Genomic DNA, 20,583 nt, shown 5'->3' on the forward strand with positions numbered 1-20,583 from the left:
AAGCTCCCGGCAACCCCGTCGGGATAGGGATGACAAGATGCATGGCTGGACTTCACGACAGCGAAACGCGGCGATTGCCAGTTTTTTAAGCTGGACGCTCGATGCTTTCGATTTCTTTCTGTTGGTCTTTTTACTGAGCGATATCGCCCACTCGTTTCACGTCGACCTTGAAGAGGTCACCCTGGCGATTCTGCTTACCCTGGCCGTGCGGCCGATAGGCGCGCTGATTTTCGGCAGGGCAGCGGAAAAGTATGGTCGCAAACCCATTCTGATGCTGAATATCGTCTTCTTCTCCGCCTTTGAGCTGCTCTCCGCCGCCGCGCCGTCGTTGCTGCTGTTTTTTCTGCTGCGGGTGCTGTATGGCGTGGCGATGGGCGGGATCTGGGGCGTGGCCTCGTCGCTGGCGATGGAGACGATCCCCGACCGCTCGCGCGGTCTGATGTCCGGTCTGTTCCAGGCGGGATATCCCTTCGGCTATTTGCTGGCGGCCGTCGCCTACGGCCTGCTGTTTGAACAACTCGGCTGGCGCGGGATGTTTGTGATTGGCGCCGCGCCGGTGCTGCTGCTGCCGTTTATCTATTTCTGCGTCGAGGAGTCCCCGGTTTGGCTGGCGGCCCGGCAAAGTAAAGCGAGCACGGCGCTGCTGCCGGTACTGCGTAGTCACTGGAAGCTGTGCCTGTACCTGGTGGTGCTGATGGCGGCCTTCAACTTTTTCTCCCACGGGACGCAGGATCTCTACCCGGTCTTTTTGAAAGTCCAGCACGGCTTCGAGCCTAAAACGGTCAGCATCATCGCGGTCTGCTACAACATCGCCTCGATTATTGGTGGAGTGTTCTTCGGTTCGCTGTCGGAGAAGATTGGCCGACGCAAAGCGATTATGATCGCCGCCCTGCTGGCGCTGCCGGTCATTCCACTGTGGGCTTTCGCCAGCGGCTCGCTGGCGCTGGGGGCGGGGGCGTTTCTGATGCAGTTTATGGTGCAGGGGGCCTGGGGAGTGATCCCCACCTGGCTCAATGAACTGGTCCCGGCCAACACCCGGGCGGTGCTGCCTGGCTTCGTCTATCAGCTGGGTAATCTGCTGGCTTCGGTGAATGCCACTCTCCAGGCGTCAATCGCCCAGCATCATGGGCATAACTACGGTCTGGCGATGGCCCTGGTGGCCGGTACGGTGGCGATTGTCATTACCGTCCTGACCTTCTTTGGTCGCGAGGGACGGGTGATCCAGCCCGCAGGAGCGGGACATCGCCAGCCGCTCTCCACCAGCCGTTAACTTCTGCTGCCGGGCGTCGTCAGGCGCCCGGCAGCGTACGTTAGCCGCGCAGACGAATTGCCGCCTGGCGTTTCTCCAGCGAGCAGATCCCAATCCCCACCATGATAAACAGGGCGCTGAACAGATGCCAGGCATGCGGCTGGGTATGCAGGAAGAGGATGCTCAACACCCCGCCGGAGAGCGGGATGATATGGGTGTAAATTTCTCCCCGGGTGGCGCCAATCGCGGCGATACCTTTGTTCCAGAACAGATAGGCCAGCCACGACGGGAAAATCACCAGATACGCCAGGCCGCTGAGGAAAAACGGCTCGCGCCAGGCGGCCCAGTCCTGCGCCGGGTGGCGCATCAGCCAGAAGATGACGATGGGCAGCAGGATCAGGGCGCCGAGCAGCGAGCTGACGGCAACAAAGCCATTCGCCGGGATCCGGCGGTCCTTCAGACGTAATAGCGAGCAGTAGAGCGCCCAGCTCAGCGCCGACCCCATGGCCCACAGATCGCCGACGGAAAAGGTATGCAGCGAGGTGGCATGCAGTGGGTTCCCCTGGAATAACAGGATCATCACGCCAAGGGTGCTGAAGATGACCCCCAGCCAGTTGCGGGCCGATACCGGGTCACGAAAAATCAGCCGGTTAATCAGCAGCACCATGCTTGGCGTGGCGGACATATAGATGGCGGCGTTGAGGGCGGAGGTGGTTTGCAGGCCAATATAGAGCGTGAGCGGGAAGCTGACCTGGCCACAGAGCGTTAGCACCAGCACCGCCGGCGCGTTTTCCCGCAGCAGGTGGCGGCTGGCGGCGATCTGCCGGCGGTAGAGCAGGCCCAGCAGCAGCGCCGTCAACGCCCATCGCGCTTCGGTCATCAGGATCGGATCCACGCCCTGAACCAGCACGTGACCGACCACGTAATTTCCCCCCCAGAACAGGGCGGCCAGCGTCAGTAACAGATAGGGCATGCTGATTCCTTGCGTCGCTTATCACTGTACTAGATGGTAACTTTAATAATTTTATAATATCAATATTTTTATAGTGGTCTTTTGTTTTATTTATTAAAAGTAGTTATTTTACAATATGATATTTGTTATTCCTAAATTTTCGTTGCCGCGTTGCGAACGGTACTATACCGTATATTTGCCATGCATTTAACAGGGACAAATCCATGCGTAACACAGAAAATGGGGTCATTGGTAGTGACCAGACCGCGGTGATGGCCAGGCTGGCACTGGATGAGTTAATTGACCAGCTTCTGCACAGCAACGCGCTGTCGCTGAAGCTGACGGCCAACCCGCTGGTGGCCGACAGAGCCTGGCATCTGACTGAGAATACCTGCATCCGCGCCTTCTCCGCTGACGATCCACAGGCCAAAAAGCGCGCTCACCATGCGTTGTTCATCCTCTATCAGTCCTGGCTTGCCGACCCGCTCTCGCCAGCGGCAGCTAATCAGTTTCATCCGCTGCTCTCCGGGATCAGAAACTACATTGAGTCTGAGTGGCTGCGGGCGGAAAGCAAACGTTTCCACCGCCAGAGACCGGTGCTTAACGCCGGCAATATCGTCGACGAACTGCGCGCCTTATGCCAGCAGCACCCGGCGTCTCATCATCCGCTGTTCGATTTCCTTGCCTGCGAGGCCTCCGCGGCGCAGATCGACTATTTCTTCAAAAGCGACAGCGCGCTGAATCTGCTGTTCTTCGATCTTGTGGCGATGGGGCTGGTCGGTTCGCTGCCGGAAACCCGCGCTGAGATTGCGCAAAATCTGTGGGATGAGATAGGTCAGGGCAGCACTGAGATCACCCACGTCAATCTGTATAAGGATTTACTGAAGCGGCGGAATATCGCGTTGCCGGACAATCATTTTGCCCACCTGTACGACTGGCAGGGGCTGGCCGGGTATAACGCCTTTATGCTGGGCGGCGTAAACCGTCAGCATTATTACAAATCGCTGGGGGTCATGGCGATGACCGAGCTGCTCGACCCACCGCAGTATGAAAAACTGGTGGCGGGCTGTCGGCGGATTGGGCTTTCCGATCGCGACGTGCATTACTATGCCGAACATATCACCGTCGATATCGGTCATGCGGATGGCTGGCTGAACAATGTAATTGTGCCGATTGGCAAAAAACATCCGGCGGCGATGGAGGAGGTCTACTTTGGCGCCGCGCTGCGCCTGCAAACCTGCAACGATTACTATGATTGCCTGCTGGCGGCCCTGCAGTCGCTGGACGGCAGCGCATTATCTCACAGCGTTCCGCCTTCTGAGTAAATAAGCGCTTTGGCTGCGCTCCAGGCGGTGATCCCCGGTGGGATCTCCCGGCATTCGACGGACTCGGCCTGCTGAGCGGCGATAGCGCCATCGATGAGCATCACCATCATCATGGCGACCCGCTCGGCAGGTTCCGGTTTTAACACCTGCAGGAGGATATCGCGGAAGAACTGCCAGAGGAGCGACTTGAATCGGGAGCACTGCTCCCGGATCGCCGGCGATGACGCGCCATATTCAAACAGCGCGCGGGTAAACATGCAGCCGTGGAACGTGTCGCAGGTAAACCAGCGATGGTAGTAGTCGAACACGGCAAACAGCTTCTCCCGCGCGCTGGCTTTATCCGCCGTGATCTGCGCCAAATCCTGCATAAATTCGCTCTCTTTCTGCTTGAGGATAGCCAGAATGAGCGCCTCTTTATCGGCGTAATAGCGGTAGAAGGTCATTTTGGAGATGCCGGCATGTTCAGCAATCCGCTCGATGCTGGGCGACTGATATCCTTCGCGATTAAACAGCGCGCTGGCGTGGCGGAGAATGTCCGCTTGTTTTGGCTTCATGCGTTTTCCTGTCGAATGGTTCGCTGTCACGACTGCCGGTGACACGGCCGTCCTGCGACAGCGGTGCATTATGCCGGATCTTGCCGCCAGACGGGCAAAAAGTAAATCAGCCGCGGTTTATGCGGCGTCGGTTCCCTCAATAAAACAAGATTGCGTAGACATGCACAAGTCATGTCCTAATGTTTCCGAACCGGCGTATTATTCGGACCTTTATACACATAAGCTGTGAATGATGTACTTTCTGATAGCCATTATTTCTGAAGTCTGAGACGGTTACAGCAGGACAGGCATCGAATGAGGGTATTACAGACATCATTACCAGGATGATCCGATAACTATGATGAATTTTATTAAAAGATTGCTGCGAAGAATATTCAGGTCGTTAATTTCATATTATGGCCCAGCTGTATTGACCATCCTCTTCGCCGTGGCGCAAGGGCTCTTTTTTCCAAAGACGCCTCTCTGGCTTGTTCCCCTGTTTTTCGTATTTGTTATTGTAATGTTTTATCGGTTTGTGAAATTTTAATATCGAAATTTAACTTTATATTAAATTGACAAGGAAGTGCGATGGCTGGGTTGAGGCTAGCAGGTTAAGATGGCCCCGCGATTGCCTGTCTCATTAAGAAGAAGAGAAGAGATGATGTTACCCCTGACCACGCCCCGGCTGCTGCTGCGCCGGTTCAGAACGGAAGATCTGCCGTCTTTCAGCCATTATCGCAACCTGCCGGAGGTGGCCCGTTTTCAGAGCTGGACCCAATATGGTATGACAGAGGCGAGAGCCTTCTATGAACAACAGCGTTCGCTGGCCTTTGCTGAGGATGAGAGCTGGTTCCAGCTTGCCGTAGAGATCCAGGCCAACGGTGCGCTGGCGGGGGATGTGGGGATCCACTTTTTCGATCAGGGCAGACAGGCCGAGCTGGGGATGACCTTTTCCCCGGTGTATCAGCATCAGGGGTATGCCCGGGAAGCCATGCGGGCGGTGATGGCCTTACTCTTTGAACAGTTAGCCCATCATCGGCTGATGGCGGTGGTTGATACCCGCAATTCCGGCGCGATCAAACTCCTTGAAGGGCTGGGCTTTCGTCGCGAGGCGCATTACCGGCAGAATATCTTTTTTAAAGGCGAGTGGGGCGATGAGTACCTGTACGCGCTGCTGCGCAGCGAATATCCGTGAAGTGACGGGCGAGCCGTCACTTCTGTCAGCGCTGCAGTTAGCTGTGCTGGCGGATAAAGCGCGCGCGCCACGGTTTTAGCACCCACAGCGCGAGGGCGGCGGTGACAAAATCAAGGCCAATCGCGCAGCTGAAGACTACATGCCAGCCGTGGGTGTACTGATAGAGCAGTGCCGCCAGCGGGCCGCCGAAGATTGACCCGATGCCCTGAGAAATATACAGCCAGCCATAGTTGGTGGCGGCATGCTCGCTGCCGAACGTATCGGTGAGTGTCGACGGGAAGAGAGAGAAGATCTCCCCCCAGCCAAAGAACACCACCCCGGAGAGCAGGACAAACAGCAGCGGATCTTCCCGGCACGCCAGCCAGAGCATCATCGCCACGCCTTCCAGCGCAAAGGCGATAAACATGGTTTGCTCGCGGCCGAAGCGGTCGGAAATAAAGCCAAACAGCGGCCGGGTTAAGCCGTTGGTGAAGCGGTCTATCGTTAACGCCAGCGGCAGCGCCGCCATGCCAAACACCACCGCCTGGCTAATGCCGAAATCCTCGGCGAACACCGCCATCTGCGACGTGACCATCAGCCCGGAAGTCGACATCATCGCCATCATGGCGAACATCAGCCAGAACAGCGGCTGGCGCAGCATTTCCCGGGAAGTAAACGATCTGCTGCTCTGCGCCACCGTCTGACTGACGGGCTGGGAGACAGCGGGCGGCGGCAGCTTCAGCCCCTGACTGGCGAGGAAGCCGACGAGGGCGAAAAGGATCCCGAAAGTCGTCATCGTGTGTTCAAGGCCGTTAGTGGTCAGCGACAGGGAGATGGGGAAGGTGGTTATGATGGCCCCCATCCCGTAGCCCGCCGCCACCGAGCCGGCGGCAAATCCCCGCTGCTGTGGGAACCATTTGACCATCAGGCCGACAACGCCGATGTAGACGATCCCGGTCCCGAGGCCGCCCATGCAGCCATAAACCAGCCAGAGCGTTGCCAGGCCATTCACCTGCGCGGAAAGCACCCAGCTCATTCCCGCCATCACCGTGCCAATAGCGATCAGCCGCCGTGGGCCAAATTTTTCCACTAATCGCCCCTGAAAAGGGGAAAAGAAGGTCTGCAGGATGATCAGCAGCGAGAAGGTGACCTGCAATTCTGGCAAACCCACGCCCAGTTTGGCAGCCAGGGGTTTTGTCAGCAGCGTCCAGACATATTGCGGACTGGAAATGGCGGCCATACAGATCAAACCCAGCACCAGCTGGCGCCATTTGCCATATTTCGGGGTAACCAACGGTTCACTGAGTGTCGTCATGTTGTTCTCCGTTTTCAGTAAGCAGGCTTCCGTGAAACGCATCCACCCTGGATGCCTCACGGAAAGGGGAAGGTGGCGACCGCAGAGTGACGACGTGTTGTGGCCATACGGCATACGATCTTGTCCACATCGCGGTATACAAGCGCACAGCATTAAACGTGCCATATAAAATAATCATTTATATTCAGCAGGTTAATGTAATGAGGTGGTAACTGACGGGATGCGACATGGTGAATGGGCGGCACTGAGGCGGTGCAAATGGGTCATCGCGGTGCGTGGGAAATGTTCGTGGCAAATTCACAGAATGTCGGCGCATGCGCTCTGCGTTTTCCTGCACCAAAGCCATGCAATGCCCCAACATCACTCCCCATTTTTGGGAATCGATGCGTCCGCTGGCGGCGAAACGCGGCGGTGAGCGGCCTCTGGCTCCTGGCATGGTGCTTGCAAGAACATTGGCAGAAAGCAGCGCAACAGACAATTCAGATCACACAATAGCTGGCTAGGGTTCCGGTTCACCGCGGTGAACGTCTGGTCCGAGAGCTGGCGACCTCGGCGAGGTTACACGGCGGGATAAAAGCCCGGGAGACAGCAGCACCGTTGGGTGTCGCGCTGCTCCGTTTCTCGTGCTAACCAGAGGTCCACCATGAAAACATCGCCGCTCCTCCGCTCACTTGTCCTGTCGCTGACGCTGCTGACCAGCGTCCCGTCGTTTGCCGCCGTCAAAAAAGAGTTCAACGTCTGCTGGACCATCTACGCCGGCTGGATGCCCTGGGGAACCATCAGTAACGAAAAGATCATTGATAAATGGGCCAGCAAATACGGCATCAAGATCAATATCGTCCAGCTCAACGATTACATCGAATCCATCAACCAGTACACCGCCGGGCAGTTTGACGGCTGCACGATGACCAACATGGACGCGTTGACGATCCCGGCGGCGGGCGGTGTCGACAGCACAGCGCTGATCACCGGCAGCTACTCCGACGGTAACGACGGGGTGGTCCTGAAAGGGGCGGATAAAAAGCTCAGCGACCTGAAAGGGATGTCGGTGTATCTCCCGGAGCTGTCGGTATCCCACTATCTGCTGGTGCGCGGCCTGGAAAAAGCCGGGCTGCAGGAAAAAGACGTCAAGGTGGTGAATACCTCCGATGCCGATATCGTCTCGGCCTTCGGCACCAGCGGCGTGCGGGCGGCGGTGGCCTGGAATCCACAGCTGTCGGTTATCAAAAAGACCCCACAAACCAGCGAAGTGTTTAGCTCCTCACAGGTGCCGGGCGAGCTTATCGACATGATGGTGGTGAATACCCAGACCCTGAAAGATAACCCCGCGCTGGGCAAAGCCCTGACCGGCGCCTGGTTTGAAATGATGGCCAAAATGCAGGCCGGGGATAGCCAGGCGTTGAGCGCCATGGCCGCCGACTCCGGTACCGATCTTGCCGGCTACCAGGCACAGCTGAAAACAACCCATCTGTTCTGGACACCTGGCGACACCCTGGCGTTTATCTCCTCGCCGGATCTGGCGAAAACGATGCAGCGAGTGGCGCAGTTCTCGTTCGATAAAGGCCTGCTGGGTGAAGGGGCGCAGAGCGCGGACTTTATCGGTATGACCTTCCCGGGAAATGTCACCCTCGGCGATGCCGCCAACCGCAAACTGCGCTTTGACGACAGCTACCTGAAGCTGGCCGCCGCGGGCCAGCTGTAATGATTATCGCCGGGAGACCACGCCATGCGCCACATTAACCGTTATCCCCAAAAGGGGATGCGCCTGACGCTGATGCTGCTGCCTTTTGTCGTGCTGATCGCCGCCTGGTTTATTGGATCGGCGGTGCGGCTGGAAGCCAATCCGCAGGACAAGTTGCTGCCAGGCCTGTCGCAGATGGTGGCAGCCATTGACCGGATGGCGTTCACCCCGGACAAACGCAGCGGTGAGTATCTGCTGTGGGCCGATACGCTGATCAGCCTGAGCCGTCTGTTGACGGGCCTGGCCGTCTCGTCGCTGATCGGCCTCGGTATCGGCATCGCCGCCGGCGTCTTCCCGATGTACCGCGCGGCGCTGTCGCCGCTGATGACGGTGGTGTCAATGATCCCGCCGCTGGCGATCCTGCCGGTGCTGTTTATCGTCTTCGGCCTCGATGAGCTGTCGAAAGTGATGCTGATCGTCATCGGCATTACGCCAATGCTGGCGCGCGACCTGGAGCAGCGGGCGAAGGAGATCCCGGCGGAGCTGTTTATTAAGGCGCAGACCCTCGGCGCCAATAGCTGGACCCTGGTGCTGCGGGTGGTACTTCCCCAGCTGCTGTCGCGGCTGATCACCTCTCTGCGCCTGCTGCTGGGCTCGGCATGGCTGTTCTTGATCTCCGCCGAGGCCATCTCCGCTACCGCCGGGCTGGGGTACCGCATTTTCCTGGTGCGGCGCTATATGGCGATGGACGTGATTATTCCCTATGTCATCTGGATCACCTTGCTGGCATGGCTGATGGATCTGGCGCTGCGTCAGCTGCACAAAGCCTGTTTCCCATGGGCGGAAGGAGGCCGGGGATGAGTTTTATCGACATCAAAAACATCTGGCAGGAGTACGGCGACCATGTGGTGCTGGAGCGCATCAATCTGCAGGTGAAAGAGGGCGAGTTTTGCTCGATGGTGGGCGCGTCCGGTTGTGGTAAATCGACCTTTTTACGCCTGCTGCTCGGTCAGGAAAAACCGACCCGTGGCGAGATCCTGCTTGATGGCCAGCCGCTGGCGGCGGAGCCGGATCGCAGCCGCGGCGTGGTCTTCCAGCGCTATTCGGTGTTTCCGCATCTCAACGTGCTGGATAACGTCGCCATCGGCCTGGAGCTGCCGGCGTCCCCGTTGCTGGGGCGCCTGTTTGGCGGCAGAAAACGCGAGGCCCGGCAACAGGCCCAGCACATGCTGGAGAAAGTGGGGCTGGGGCACGCTCTGGATAAATATCCGGCGCAGTTGTCCGGGGGGATGCAACAGCGGCTGGCCATCGCCCAGGCGTTCGTGATGCAGCCGCGGGTGCTGCTGCTCGATGAGCCCTTCGGCGCGCTGGATCCCGGCATTCGCAAAGATATGCATGCGCTGCTGCTCCAGCTGTGGAGCGAAACGCGCATGACGGTGTTTATGGTCACCCACGATCTGGCCGAAGGCTTCAACCTGGGCACCCGGCTGCTGGTGTTCGACAAAGTGCGCATCGATCCGCAGGCGCCTAACGCCTGGGGAGCGCGCATTACCTACGATATCCCGCTCAATGAGGCGCGGATGGCGCAGCTGGCCACCGGTAGCGACACCAACGTTTACGCATTAAGGAGATAAATTGATGACCGTACTTTTTCACGCCACTCCCAGCCTGCGCGAAGAGCGGCTTCCCGGCGGGGCGCATACCTCGCTGATTTTGCGCAAAGGGCAGATCCTGCGCCTGACTGATATCGACGGCGGGGCGAACGTCAGCATGATGATGCTCAACCCCCATGAGAAAAGTGAGCGCCTGAACCTGCCGGATACCCTCAAGGGCCAGCATACCGCGCGCCTGACCGCCGGACACTGTTTCTACTCCGATATGGGCCGGGTGCTGGCCGGGATCGTCGCCGACAGCTGCGGCTGGCACGATCCGTTCGGCGGGGTCCTTAACGCCGAAGAGACACACGACAAATATGGCGCCGGACGCTACCAGGAATTACGTAATGGCTTCTACCGCAACGGCGTCGATAACCTGCTGGTGGAGATGGGTAAATGGGATCTCGGCCTGGAAGATCTGCTGATGGTGGTCAACTTCTTCAGCAAAGTCACCGTCGATGACGAGGGCCGTTTCCAGTTTGTTGCCGGCAACAGTCGCGCCGGGGATTACGTTGAGCTGTTTGCCCCGATGGACGTCCTGCTGGTGCTCACCGCGCTGCCGCATCCCCAGGATCCGGCCACAGAATATGCCCCCCGTCCGGTGCAGCTGAGCTGGTATCAGGCCGACGATGAGGACGCGGCCATCCAGGCGCTCCTGACCCGCGATGAGAATCAGCGCGCGTTCCGTAATACCCAACTTTTTGCCCTGTAAGGAGGCGTTCATGACCGTTATCACCAGTAACCGACGCCCGGAAGAGGCCGTCTATCGCCATGTGATCCCGGCCGGGGAACCCTGGCTGTTTGAGGTTAAAAAAGGGCAAACCCTGCGCCTGCTTGATCTCGAAGGCAATCAGGCGATTGATACCCTGTTTTACAACGCCGACAACCCGCGCGAGCGCTACGATGCGCAGCGCACGCTGCGTCGCCAGGGGAACGCCTACCTGACCGCCGGCAGCGTGCTCTATTCCAACCTCGGCCATCCGCTGATGACCATCGTGGCTGATACCTGCGGACGGCACGATACCCTCGGCGGCGCTTGCGCCCAGGAGAGCAACACCGTGCGCTACGCTCTCGACAAGCGCTATATGCACAGCTGCCGGGACAATTTTCTCTGCGCCTGTCTGCACGATGGCCGCCTGCATAAGCGCGATATCGGCGCCAACATTAACTTCTTTATGAACGTGCCGGTGACGCCGGAGGGCGGTCTGACCTTTGCGGACGGCATCTCGGCGGCAGGAAAATACGTTGAACTGCGCGCGGAGTGTAACGCCATGGTGCTGATCTCCAACTGTCCGCAGCTCAACAATCCCTGCAATGGCTGGAACCCGACCCCCGCCGAGGTGCTGGTATGGAACTGACCCGCTGGCAGCGCTGGCGTTTGCTGGCCTTTCGGCTGTTCGCCGTTCGCGCCGACCGCCTGAATCACACGCCGACGCGCCACGTTTAAGCGCCGGTTCCCCCGGGGACGACCTCAGGGAAAGACGAATTGTTGCGGGACGACCCGCTACGCTGTGAGTTCCGCTTATGTTTGATACCTTACTGATTGCCAACCGCGGGGCGATAGCCTGCCGCATTTTACGTACCCTGCGCGCCATGCAGGTGAAGGGGGTTGCCGTTTACGCCGAAGCCGACCTGAGCAGTCTGCACGTCCGCGAAGCGGATGAAGCGCTCAGCCTTGGCGAGGGCCCGGCAGCGCAAACTTATCTGGTGGTAGAGAAGATCATTGCCGCCGCGCTGCAGAGCGGCGCCCGCGCCATCCATCCCGGCTACGGCTTTCTGTCGGAAAACGCCGCCTTCGCCGAAGCCTGTGAGGCGGCGGGACTGGCGTTTGTTGGCCCGACCCCGCAACAGCTGCGTACCTTCGGCCTGAAACATACCGCTCGCGCGCTGGCGAAGGCGGAGGGCGTGCCGCTGCTGGAGGGCAGTGAACTGCTGGCCGACAGCGAGGAAGCCTGCCAGGCGGCTGAGGCGGTGGGCTACCCGGTGATGCTCAAGAGCACGGCGGGCGGCGGGGGGATTGGCATGCGCGTCTGCCGCGACGCCCGCGAACTGAGCGAGGCCTTTGCCACGGTGCAGCGGCTGGGGCAAAACAACTTCAGCGACGCCGGGGTGTTTCTCGAAAAATATATCGAACGCGCCCGTCACCTGGAGGTGCAGATCTTCGGCGACGGTGAGGGGGAGGTTATCGCCCTCGGCGTGCGCGACTGCTCGCTGCAGCGGCGTAACCAGAAAGTGATTGAAGAGACCCCGGCGCCGAATCTGCCGGAAGGGATGGCGCAGGCGCTGTGTAGCGCGGCCATTGCTCTCGGGAAAGCGGTGAACTACCGAAGCGCCGGGACGGTGGAGTTTGTCTACGACAGCGCGGCGCAGCGCTTCTATTTCCTTGAGGTCAATACCCGCCTGCAGGTGGAGCACGGCGTGACGGAGCAGGTGTGGGGCGTGGATCTGGTACGCTGGATGATCGCCCTGGCCGCAGGGGATTTACCGCCGCTGAGCGAGCTGGCCGCCGGGCTACAGCCCCGGGGCCATGCCATTCAGGCGCGAATTTACGCCGAAGATCCTGGCCGCCAGTTTCAGCCTTCGCCTGGACTGTTAACCGACGTCTGGTTTCCGCCGGCGGACGGCGCCACGCTGCGCATCGACCGCTGGGTGGAAGCCGGATGTGAAGTGCCGCCGTTTTTCGACCCCTTGCTGGCGAAAGCTATCGTCTGGCGCCCCAGCCGCGATGAGGCAATCGCCGGCCTGGCGCAGGCCCTGGCGGAGACCCGCCTGTATGGCGTCGAAACCAACTGCTTATACCTGCAGCAGATCCTCGGCTTTGCACCGTTTACCGCCGGAGAACCCTGGACCCGCTGCCTGGAGCAGTTGCGCTACCGGGCCGATACCGTGGAGGTTCTGAGCGCTGGCACCCAGACCAGCGTCCAGGACTATCCGGGACGTCTGGGGTACTGGGCGGTGGGCGTCCCGCCTTCGGGCCCGATGGATGACCGGGCGCTGCGCCTGGGCAACCGTCTGCTGGGCAATGCCGAGGGCGACGCCGCGCTGGAGATCACCCTTAGCGGACCCACCCTGAAATTTAATACCGCCGTACAGGCGGTGATCTGCGGCGCGCCGCTCACCGTCACGCTCGATGGCGCCGGGCAGGACATGAACTGCGTATTCACTATTCCGGCGGGGGCGACCCTCAGGCTGGGGGCAATAAACGGACCAGGCGTCAGAAGCTATCTCTGCCTGCGCGGCGGTATTCAGGTACCGGATTATTTGGGCAGTAAAAGCACCTTTACCCTCGGCCAGTTTGGCGGCCACGGCGGACGGGCTCTACGCGCTGGCGACGTGCTGCATCTTGCGCCTTTGGTTGAGACAGGGGAAGGCGCGGCGCTTCCCGCAGGGCTGCGCACCGCGCTGACGGACGTCCGTACGCTGCGGGTGATTTATGGTCCCCACGGCGCGCCGGAGTTCTTTGCCCCGGCGTATATGGCGACCTTTTTTGCCACCGACTGGGAAGTGCATTTTAACTCCAGCCGCACCGGCGTGCGCCTGATCGGGCCTAAGCCGGTCTGGACCCGTGACAGCGGCGGCGAAGCCGGGCTGCATCCGTCGAATATTCATGACAACCCCTATGCCGTGGGGGCCGTGGATTTTACCGGCGATATGCCGGTGATCCTCGGGCCGGACGGCCCAAGCCTCGGAGGCTTCGTCTGCCCGGTCACGGTTATCGAAGCCGATCTCTGGCAACTGGGCCAGCTTAAGGCGGGGGATAAAGTGCGCTTTGTGGCGGTGGACGTCCCCACCGCCCGGCGGCTGGCGGCAGGTCGTCGCGCGGAGCTGGCGACCCTGCAGGCGCAGGACGTTGCCTGGCAGCCTGTGCCGCTCACCTCGCCGGTGGTGATGACCTGCGGTGACGCCGACAAACGCCTGGTGGCGCGCCTCTCCGGTGATACCCATCTGCTGCTGGAGGCCGGTGAGGCGGAGCTGGATCTGGTGCTGCGCTTTCGCATCCATGCCCTGATGCAGGCCCTTGAAGGGCAAGCCCGGGAAGGGATCATCGATATCACGCCGGGGATCCGCTCGCTGCAGCTGCATTTCCAGCCGGAAACGCTGGCGCTGGAGACCCTGCTGGCGTGGGTCAGCGGGGAGTGGGCCACGGTCTGCATGAGCGATGATCTGCAGGTTCCAACGCGGGTCGTGCATCTCCCGCTCTCCTGGGACGATCCGGCCTGCCGCAAGGCGATCGACAAATATATGACCACCGTCCGCCCGGACGCCCCGTGGTGCCCAAGCAACCTCGAGTTTATTCGCCGGATAAACGATCTGCCGGATGAGCAGGCCGTATGGAACACGGTGTTTGACGCCAGCTATCTGGTGATGGGCCTCGGCGATGTCTATCTCGGCGCGCCGGTGGCCACGCCCCTTGATCCGCGCCATCGGCTGGTCACCACCAAGTACAACCCGGCGCGAACCTGGACGGCGGAAAACTCGGTGGGCATCGGCGGGGCGTATCTGTGCGTCTACGGCATGGAAGGCCCGGGCGGCTATCAGTTTGTCGGCCGCACTCTGCAGATGTGGAATCGCTATCACGAGGTGGCCGATTTTGCCGGCAAGCCGTGGCTGCTGCGCTTTTTCGATCAGCTGCGTTTCTATCCGGTTTCGGCCGATGAACTGCTGGAGATTCGCCGCGATTTCCCGCTCGGTCGCTATCCGCTGCGCATCGAACACAGCACGCTGCGGCTGGCGGAATACCAGCAATTTCTCGCTCGCGAGGCGCAGAGCATTGACGCGTTTCGCGCCCATCAGCAGCGGGCGTTTAACGCCGAACGCGATCGCTGGATCGCCAGCGGCCAGGCCCATTTCGACAGTCAGGAGAGCGCCGCAGAAGAAGCGGGCGATGCGCCGCTGCAACCGGGCGAGCAGGGGGTGGAAAGCCCGGTATCCGGTAATTTGTGGCAGGTACAGACCGAGGCCGGTCGTCTGGTGCGCGCCGGTGATGTGCTGGTGGTGCTTGAGTCGATGAAAATGGAGATCCCGCTGCTGGCGCCGTGCGATGGCAGGGTTCAGCAGGTCAATGTGCAGCCAGGCAGCGCGGTGCGTGCCGGGCAACGGGTGGCAGTGATTATTGAGGAGAAGGCATGATGCAGCAGACGTTTGATTTACGCCTGGCGACCCTGGCGGCGAACTATCGTAACGGAAACACCACGCCGCGGGCGCTGTTGGCGGCGATCCGCCAGCGGGCGGAAACGCTGAATCCCGAATTTAATCTGTTTATCCATCTCCTGAGCGAAGCGGAGCAGGCGCCGTTTCTCGCGGCGCTGGAAGGCCATTCGCCAGAGACGCTTCCGCTGTACGGCGTGCCGTTCGCGATCAAAGACAATATTGACCTTGCGGAGATCGTCACGACCGCTGCCTGCCCGGCGTTTGCATACCGGCCGACGCAAAGCGCGACCATTGTCGCGCAGCTGATTGCGCTGGGAGCCGTGCCGGTGGGCAAAACCAATCTCGACCAGTTTGCCACCGGCCTGAACGGAACCCGTTCGCCGTACGGACGTTGCCGCAACGCGTACCACCCGGCTTACCCCTCCGGTGGCTCCAGCGCCGGCTCCGCGCTGGCGGTAGCCCTGGGTGTCGCCAGCTTCGCGCTGGGGACCGACACCGCCGGCAGCGGTCGCGTTCCGGCTGGGCTGAATAACCTGGTGGGGCTGAAAGCGACGAAAGGGGTGATCTCCACCGCCGGGGTCGTCCCTGCCTGTCGCACGCTGGACTGTGTGACCTTTTTCAGCGCTACCGCCGACGAGGCCAGCCAACTGCTGGCGCTGGTTGCCCGGACCGATCCGCAGGATAGCTACAGCCGCCGCAATCCCCAGTGGAACAGCCGGCAGGCCTTTGGCAGGCCGTCCGCCGGGTTTCGCTTTGGCGTTCCGCAGACGCTGAACTTCCTCGGTTGCCGCGCCAGCGAAGCGCTGTTCGCCCAGGCCGTGCAGCGGCTGACGGCGCTCGGCGGCGTGCCGGTAGCGATCGATTTCGCGCCATTTCTGGCCGCCGCCCGCCTGCTGTATGACGGACCGTGGGTTGCTGAACGCTATGCGGTGGCCGGACCGCTGATTGAGCAGCAGCCGGATGCCGTGCTGTCGGTGATTCGCGACGTGCTGGCGAAAGCGCCTGATATCGACGCGACGGCGACCTTTAAGGCGATGTATCAGTTGCAGGGGTATAAAGCGCAGTGCGATGCCATCCTTGATACGCTGGACTGCGTGCTGACGCCAACCTTTCCGCGCCCGGTAACGCTCGACGAGCTGGCGGCGGAGCCGATCGCCCGCAACGCCGATCTGGGCTACTACACCAACTTTATGAACCTGCTGGACTATGCGGCGGTGAGTGTGCCGTGCGGGTTTATGCCTGACGGATTGCCCTCCGGCGTCACGCTGTTTGGTCGGGCGTTTACCGATCAGTATTTGCTGAGCCTGGCCGACGCCTTCCAGCGCGCGGAGCGGCTGCCGCTGGCAGGCGGCGCGCGGCTGGAGAGCCCGCCGCCTGCGCATTCCGCAGGCCATGACCGGATGGCACTGGCGGTATGCGGTGCGCATCTGGCCGGTCTGCCCTTAAACGGTCAATTGCTGGCGCGGGGCGGTCGGTTGCTGCAGGCGACCCACAGCGCGCCACGCTATCGTTTGTACGCTCTCGCCGATGGCAAGCGCCCGGCGATGGTGCGTGACGAGCGCGACGGCGCGGCGATAGCGGTGGAAGTCTGGGAGATACCCAGCGCCGAGGTGGGGTCGCTGCTGGCCGCTATTCCCGCGCCGCTGGGGCTGGGACAGGTTGAGCTGGCCAACGGCCGATGGGTGACGGGCTTTATTTGCGAAGCCGCCGGGCTGGGGGATGCCACGGAGATCACCGCCTGGGGCGGCTGGCGTCAGTGGCTGGCCAGGTAAACGGAACATCCTCTGCGGTAGCGCCGCAGAGGGAACCCTCGCTTATAACGGGCTGTTCTCATCGAGCAGGGTGATGCTCCAGACGCGGGCGTGCGTGTCATCGATGCGATAGTAGCTTTTCACGCTCGCCGTACCGCCGATGGCGTAGCCCACCAGAGCGACGATGTTGAGCTGATGCCCTTGCTTATCGGTAAACGCATAATACTCATCCAGCACATAACCGCTGGCGCTGGCCGCTGATTCCAGACGATCGTCCCTGGCTTTCAGGTCCGGGGTATAGTCGGCGATGGTTTTCCCCACATAGTTTTTGGCGACGTCCTGCTTTTCGTCATCGCTGACGATAAACGCCGCGCTGGCAGGAAAGTGCTGAACCACCTCAGCCAGGGTTGGTTTCGGCGCGGCAGAGGGGAATAACGTATGATCGATGGTGTAGGCCTGTAGCCAGCAGGAGAATAACGCCGCTTCCGCCGCACGGCCATCCGGGTCGGAAAGTCCGGGCAGCGCATCGACGGTCTCTCCCGCTTTGCGCAGCGCAATGAAATCGGCACAGGAAGAGACCCGTGCCTGATTCTGATCGCTCAACACCAGCGTCAGGGGAGACTGGTTAATCTCAAGCTCGCCCGCCGCCAGCACCGGCGTGCTTAACAATAACGTCACCGCCATACCGATAAAATATTTCATCACATAGCCTCCATGAATTTCGTCGTATCCTGATCCGAGGTGACAGGGAAAGCAAGCGATGGATGACGTTTCTTCCGCACGTCCGGGCGATGGCTCCCGGACGCCAGGCGACGGCCGGGGAGGGTTACTGATGGTGTGGGGCGGGATAAAACGCTTCCGCTGTCCATTGCGCGGATGGCTGGCGGTATTGCTGCCAGAACAGATCGGCAATCTCCCGGGCTTCGGCGGAGCCCGGCGTGACGTAGGCCCCCACCGTCACGATGGAAAGATGAATATTTTGCGCTTACAATACCGGGAAAAGGCCATGCGTCAGGTTAAGCAGCCCGGCTTTGCCGACGCTCAGCGTCAGATACTCCGGGTGGGGCTGAGTGGCAAACATTCCGCCAGTCAGCAGGATCGCGCCTTCTCCACGCGCGGCCATCCGCGGAGTGACCGCTTTGATGGCGGCATATACCGCGCCAATATTAGTGGTGAGATCCTCGATGAAGCCTGCCACCGACTGGGTCTCCAGGTTACCGTCATGCATGGCTGCGGCGTTGAAATGCAGCACATCCACGCCGCCGGTTTCCACCTCTACCTCACGAATGAGTTCCACGATACTGGTGATATCGCTGGCGTCCGCCACGCGGCCTTCCGCGGCAAATCCAGCCGCTCTCAACTGGTCGGCCTGCGCCGCCACATTGCTTTTATTGCGAGAGGACAGTATTACCCGGAATCCCTCATCGGCAAATCGTGAGGCCGTCGCCATTCCCATCCCAGGACCGGACCCAATACTCAAAAACGTTTTCATAGTCTGCTCTCACTGTAGGTTGAAGAGCCGCTATGTTAATAGCCCAACAGATCGCTGATAATTAGCCTTATTTGCAAATAATTAATGTGCAGGGTGCAGGAATCATGTTCGATGATTTTGATGAGCTGATGGCGTTTGTCTGTGTGGCTGAGGCAGGGAGTTTTATCGGGGCCAGCCTCAGGCTGGAGCGGGATGCATCGGTGATTTCCCGCCGGGTCAGCCACCTTGAAAAAAAACTGGGTGTCCGGTTGCTGGTGCGTACCACCCGTAGCATAACGCTGACTGAAGCCGGGACCTGGTTTTTGCAGCGCGCCCGCACGGCGCTGGATGAGCTCAGCGCCGCCAGCCGGGAAGTAGGAGACTTTGCTGCCACCCCGCAGGGAACGTTGCGGGTCTCACTGCCGGTGACCTTTGGCCGGGAGCTGATTGCCCCGATGTTTCCTGATTTCCTGCAGGCGTATCCGGATATTCGCCTTGATGCCCATTTTCTCGATCGACGAGTCGATATTGTCGCGGAGGGGTTTGATGCGGTGATCCGCCTGGGAAACGTGCGGGACAGTACCTTAACCGGGCGCGAGCTGGGGGCGTTTCGCAGCCAGCTGATTGCTTCGCCGGCCTATCTGCAACGCTACGGTGAACCGACTCATCCTGAGCAACTGGCTGCCCATCGGTGTCTCGGCTTTACCCACCATCCGGACTGGCCCTACTGGATCCTCGAGAATGGTCGGGAGCATATCCAGGTGACGCCATCTGGCCCCCTCACCACCAATATCAGTGAAGCGCTGCTGACGGCGGTCATTCGCGCAACCGGGATCGCACTGCTGCCGGGATGGATGGTTAATCAGGCGGTGCAGTGCGGGGAACTGGTCCGCGTGCTGCCCGACTGGCGCAGCGCGGCGCGGGTTAGCGTTTATGCCCTGATGCCGCCCGGCACGCTGGTTCCCGCCAAGACCCGGGTATTTATCGACGCGGTATGCCAGCAGCTGGCGTCATCCCCGCTGTGGCAGGACGAGTTGAAGCGATAAACGGGGGGTGCCGATAGAGCAAGCCACGGATGGCGGTTATACCGCGGTACTGGCCCGGACTTTGAGTACTGACGGAATTTCAATAAACTTTTCACAAGGTTTATCGTTGAGCAGGTCGAGAAGCGCTTTCCCGGCCTTCACCCCAATGTCATGCCAGTGAAATTCAACGGTTGTCAGGGCAGGGGAACAGACTGTCGATAATACCCCGCCGCCTAAACTCGCAATGGCTACGGTATTGGGCACTTTGATCCCGGCGCTGTGGCAGGCCATCATGCATCCACACGCCATTTCATCCGATGTGCAAATTAGCGCATCCAGATCGCCCCAGGTGATCATCATATCCTTGAAAATATTCACCCCTGTGGCAATGGTGGAAGGCAAATGAGTGGTCACTACCCGATGCGGAGAACGGTTAAGGGCCAGCATCGCCGTATTCCAGCCGCTCAGGAGCTGGCGAAACATTGTATTGTTGGCCGGGGTACACAGTAACGCGATATTTTTTAATGAGGCGTCCGCCAGGTGGGTCACGATCTGTTTCACAGCCTTACCGTAATCCACACCGATGCACATGCCAACAGACTGCGTATTTAACGCGCCAATTTCCAGGATAGGCACATCTACGTTGGCCAGCAGCTGGGCACAGCTCTCAATGGTGTCGATATTAAACTGAATAATCGCTGCCGGGTTATAGGCGAGCATTTTTTCAAACGTTTTTTGTTCGCTTTGGCCGTCATGACCGGATTCCATAAACATCATGGTATAGCCGCGTTCAGTCAGGATCTTTTGTAACGCCTCCGACACCGGCAAAAAACCTGGCGAAGAGAAGGTGGGGACGACGGCCAGAATGAGATCGGAATGGACCGACGCCAGATTACGCGCCTGGAGATTGGGGACATAGCCGAGTTGGCTTACTGCCGCATCAATACGGTCGCGAAGGTCAGGGTTGACTTTTTCAGGCATTCTCAGCGCACGCGAGACGGTCATGGCGCTCACGCCGACAAACTCAGCCACTTCGGTCAGGGTTATCTTCCCAGTTCCCTTACGACGTTTTTCTTTCGGGCTATTGTCTGCGTCTAGACTCTTCACCAGGATCACCAACCGTTTGAAAAATAAAAAGTAACAAAAGTAAATCGTTGATACACATTATAACTTACCACAGCGAGGGGGAAAGCACATTATAACCAGTGTTAGCGGTAACTCATTTTTTAACATTTTTACTTGTTAGCGCTAACTTTGGGAGGTGTATCACAGTTGCATTTTATTTAGCTGTTTATAGTTCA

The 20,583-nt window shown here is 59.8% G+C and carries 18 protein-coding genes and 1 riboswitch; of the genes, 12 read left to right on the forward strand and 6 right to left on the reverse strand.

All coding sequences use genetic code 11. From position 1 onward, the window contains the following. The first annotated feature begins 37 nt into the window (after nt 1-37). Nucleotides 38-1,270, forward strand: a complete 1,233-nt coding sequence (locus HMPREF3142_RS03505) for an MFS transporter (protein WP_016161065.1) — start codon at nt 38-40, stop codon at nt 1,268-1,270. Between the two features lie 40 nt (nt 1,271-1,310). Here the strand turns inward: HMPREF3142_RS03505 and HMPREF3142_RS03510 are convergent, their stop codons facing one another. Further along, on the reverse strand, nt 1,311-2,222 hold the full coding sequence (locus HMPREF3142_RS03510) for a DMT family transporter (RefSeq protein ID WP_023322641.1): 912 nt from the start codon (nt 2,220-2,222) through the stop codon (nt 1,311-1,313). 203 nt (nt 2,223-2,425) lie between these two features. On the opposite strand from HMPREF3142_RS03510, the gene HMPREF3142_RS03515 reads away from it, so the two are divergent. Continuing rightward, entirely contained in the window at nt 2,426-3,526 is a 1,101-nt protein-coding gene (locus HMPREF3142_RS03515; RefSeq protein ID WP_070611593.1) for an iron-containing redox enzyme family protein, read from the forward strand. Here the strand turns inward: HMPREF3142_RS03515 and HMPREF3142_RS03520 are convergent. Further along, nucleotides 3,502-4,080, reverse strand: coding sequence for a TetR/AcrR family transcriptional regulator (locus HMPREF3142_RS03520; RefSeq protein WP_012541693.1), 579 nt, complete (start codon nt 4,078-4,080; stop codon nt 3,502-3,504). The genes HMPREF3142_RS03515 and HMPREF3142_RS03520 overlap by 25 nt on opposite strands. 337 nt (nt 4,081-4,417) lie before the next feature. On the opposite strand from HMPREF3142_RS03520, the gene HMPREF3142_RS03525 reads away from it, so the two are divergent. Both HMPREF3142_RS03525 and HMPREF3142_RS03530 read left to right on the forward strand, forming a co-directional pair. Then, nucleotides 4,418-4,606, forward strand: a complete 189-nt coding sequence (locus HMPREF3142_RS03525) for a hypothetical protein (protein ID WP_004891873.1) — start codon at nt 4,418-4,420, stop codon at nt 4,604-4,606. A gap of 69 nt (nt 4,607-4,675) precedes the next feature. After that, nucleotides 4,676-5,254 carry a GNAT family N-acetyltransferase gene (locus tag HMPREF3142_RS03530; RefSeq protein WP_163590761.1) on the forward strand — a complete coding sequence of 193 codons (579 nt, stop codon included), beginning with the start codon at nt 4,676-4,678 and terminating at the stop codon, nt 5,252-5,254. Nucleotides 5,255-5,291: 37 nt separating this feature from the next. Here HMPREF3142_RS03530 and oxlT read toward each other — a convergent pair whose 3' ends face one another. Next, nucleotides 5,292-6,590 (reverse strand): oxalate/formate MFS antiporter, encoded by a 1,299-nt coding sequence (gene oxlT / locus HMPREF3142_RS03535; RefSeq protein ID WP_023297642.1) that lies wholly within the window; start codon nt 6,588-6,590, stop codon nt 5,292-5,294. 446 nt (nt 6,591-7,036) lie between these two features. Next, nucleotides 7,037-7,135: riboswitch (guanidine-I (ykkC/yxkD leader) on the forward strand. Nucleotides 7,136-7,191: 56 nt separating this feature from the next. Here oxlT and HMPREF3142_RS03540 point away from each other — a divergent pair. The 7 genes from HMPREF3142_RS03540 to atzF all read left to right on the forward strand — a co-directional run bounded on the left by HMPREF3142_RS03540 (nt 7,192) and on the right by atzF (nt 16,807). After that, nucleotides 7,192-8,250, forward strand: a complete 1,059-nt coding sequence (locus HMPREF3142_RS03540; protein ID WP_070611597.1) for a putative urea ABC transporter substrate-binding protein — start codon at nt 7,192-7,194, stop codon at nt 8,248-8,250. Nucleotides 8,251-8,274: 24 nt separating this feature from the next. Next, entirely contained in the window at nt 8,275-9,090 is an 816-nt protein-coding gene (locus HMPREF3142_RS03545; protein ID WP_008804845.1) for an ABC transporter permease, read from the forward strand. Beyond that, on the forward strand, nt 9,087-9,863 hold the full coding sequence (locus tag HMPREF3142_RS03550) for an ABC transporter ATP-binding protein (protein ID WP_049165167.1): 777 nt from the start codon (nt 9,087-9,089) through the stop codon (nt 9,861-9,863). Before HMPREF3142_RS03545 ends, HMPREF3142_RS03550 begins: the two co-directional genes overlap by 4 nt. 4 nt (nt 9,864-9,867) lie before the next feature. Beyond that, entirely contained in the window at nt 9,868-10,596 is a 729-nt protein-coding gene (locus HMPREF3142_RS03555; RefSeq protein WP_008804847.1) for an urea amidolyase associated protein UAAP1, read from the forward strand. A 10-nt stretch (nt 10,597-10,606) separates the two neighbouring features. Further along, nucleotides 10,607-11,242 (forward strand): urea amidolyase associated protein UAAP2, encoded by a 636-nt coding sequence (locus tag HMPREF3142_RS03560; RefSeq protein WP_008804848.1) that lies wholly within the window; start codon nt 10,607-10,609, stop codon nt 11,240-11,242. Nucleotides 11,243-11,408: 166 nt separating this feature from the next. After that, nucleotides 11,409-15,014, forward strand: a complete 3,606-nt coding sequence (gene uca, locus HMPREF3142_RS03565; protein ID WP_070611599.1) for an urea carboxylase — start codon at nt 11,409-11,411, stop codon at nt 15,012-15,014. Further along, nucleotides 15,011-16,807, forward strand: coding sequence for an allophanate hydrolase (gene atzF, locus HMPREF3142_RS03570; protein WP_023340160.1), 1,797 nt, complete (start codon nt 15,011-15,013; stop codon nt 16,805-16,807). Before uca ends, atzF begins: the two co-directional genes overlap by 4 nt. A 42-nt stretch (nt 16,808-16,849) precedes the next feature. On the opposite strand, the gene HMPREF3142_RS03575 is transcribed toward atzF, so the two are convergent. Continuing rightward, nucleotides 16,850-17,488: a hypothetical protein gene (locus HMPREF3142_RS03575; RefSeq protein ID WP_032740621.1), complete on the reverse strand. Its 639-nt coding sequence runs from the start codon at nt 17,486-17,488 to the stop codon at nt 16,850-16,852. Between the two features lie 283 nt (nt 17,489-17,771). Beyond that, the gene (locus tag HMPREF3142_RS03580) at nt 17,772-18,278 is read right to left on the reverse strand and encodes an SDR family NAD(P)-dependent oxidoreductase (protein ID WP_228706462.1); all 507 of its coding nucleotides are present in this window, start codon (nt 18,276-18,278) and stop codon (nt 17,772-17,774) included. A 104-nt stretch (nt 18,279-18,382) separates the two neighbouring features. On the opposite strand from HMPREF3142_RS03580, the gene HMPREF3142_RS03585 reads away from it, so the two are divergent. Beyond that, nucleotides 18,383-19,303, forward strand: coding sequence for a LysR family transcriptional regulator (locus HMPREF3142_RS03585; RefSeq protein ID WP_032740625.1), 921 nt, complete (start codon nt 18,383-18,385; stop codon nt 19,301-19,303). 36 nt (nt 19,304-19,339) lie between these two features. On the opposite strand, the gene HMPREF3142_RS03590 is transcribed toward HMPREF3142_RS03585, so the two are convergent. Further along, complete coding sequence (locus HMPREF3142_RS03590; RefSeq protein ID WP_070611692.1) at nt 19,340-20,392, reverse strand: LacI family DNA-binding transcriptional regulator; 1,053 nt, start codon at nt 20,390-20,392, stop codon at nt 19,340-19,342. Nucleotides 20,393-20,583 lie beyond the last annotated feature (191 nt).

Source organism: Klebsiella sp. HMSC16C06, assembly GCF_001808325.1.
Lineage (GTDB): Bacteria > Pseudomonadota > Gammaproteobacteria > Enterobacterales > Enterobacteriaceae > Klebsiella > Klebsiella variicola.

What these genes read in the sequence shown, in the direction of transcription:
- HMPREF3142_RS03505 (WP_016161065.1), top strand. Translation starts at nt 38, where the DNA reads ATGCATGGCTGGACTTCACGACAGCGAAACGCGGCGATTGCCAGTTTT.
- HMPREF3142_RS03510 (WP_023322641.1), bottom strand. Translation starts at nt 2,222, where the DNA reads ATGCCCTATCTGTTACTGACGCTGGCCGCCCTGTTCTGGGGGGGAAAT.
- HMPREF3142_RS03515 (WP_070611593.1), top strand. Translation starts at nt 2,426, where the DNA reads ATGCGTAACACAGAAAATGGGGTCATTGGTAGTGACCAGACCGCGGTG.
- HMPREF3142_RS03520 (WP_012541693.1), bottom strand. Translation starts at nt 4,080, where the DNA reads ATGAAGCCAAAACAAGCGGACATTCTCCGCCACGCCAGCGCGCTGTTT.
- HMPREF3142_RS03525 (WP_004891873.1), top strand. Translation starts at nt 4,418, where the DNA reads ATGATGAATTTTATTAAAAGATTGCTGCGAAGAATATTCAGGTCGTTA.
- HMPREF3142_RS03530 (WP_163590761.1), top strand. Translation starts at nt 4,676, where the DNA reads ATGGCCCCGCGATTGCCTGTCTCATTAAGAAGAAGAGAAGAGATGATG.
- oxlT (WP_023297642.1), bottom strand. Translation starts at nt 6,590, where the DNA reads ATGCGTTTCACGGAAGCCTGCTTACTGAAAACGGAGAACAACATGACG.
- HMPREF3142_RS03540 (WP_070611597.1), top strand. Translation starts at nt 7,192, where the DNA reads ATGAAAACATCGCCGCTCCTCCGCTCACTTGTCCTGTCGCTGACGCTG.
- HMPREF3142_RS03545 (WP_008804845.1), top strand. Translation starts at nt 8,275, where the DNA reads ATGCGCCACATTAACCGTTATCCCCAAAAGGGGATGCGCCTGACGCTG.
- HMPREF3142_RS03550 (WP_049165167.1), top strand. Translation starts at nt 9,087, where the DNA reads ATGAGTTTTATCGACATCAAAAACATCTGGCAGGAGTACGGCGACCAT.
- HMPREF3142_RS03555 (WP_008804847.1), top strand. Translation starts at nt 9,868, where the DNA reads ATGACCGTACTTTTTCACGCCACTCCCAGCCTGCGCGAAGAGCGGCTT.
- HMPREF3142_RS03560 (WP_008804848.1), top strand. Translation starts at nt 10,607, where the DNA reads ATGACCGTTATCACCAGTAACCGACGCCCGGAAGAGGCCGTCTATCGC.
- uca (WP_070611599.1), top strand. Translation starts at nt 11,409, where the DNA reads ATGTTTGATACCTTACTGATTGCCAACCGCGGGGCGATAGCCTGCCGC.
- atzF (WP_023340160.1), top strand. Translation starts at nt 15,011, where the DNA reads ATGATGCAGCAGACGTTTGATTTACGCCTGGCGACCCTGGCGGCGAAC.
- HMPREF3142_RS03575 (WP_032740621.1), bottom strand. Translation starts at nt 17,488, where the DNA reads ATGAAATATTTTATCGGTATGGCGGTGACGTTATTGTTAAGCACGCCG.
- HMPREF3142_RS03580 (WP_228706462.1), bottom strand. Translation starts at nt 18,278, where the DNA reads ATGAAAACGTTTTTGAGTATTGGGTCCGGTCCTGGGATGGGAATGGCG.
- HMPREF3142_RS03585 (WP_032740625.1), top strand. Translation starts at nt 18,383, where the DNA reads ATGTTCGATGATTTTGATGAGCTGATGGCGTTTGTCTGTGTGGCTGAG.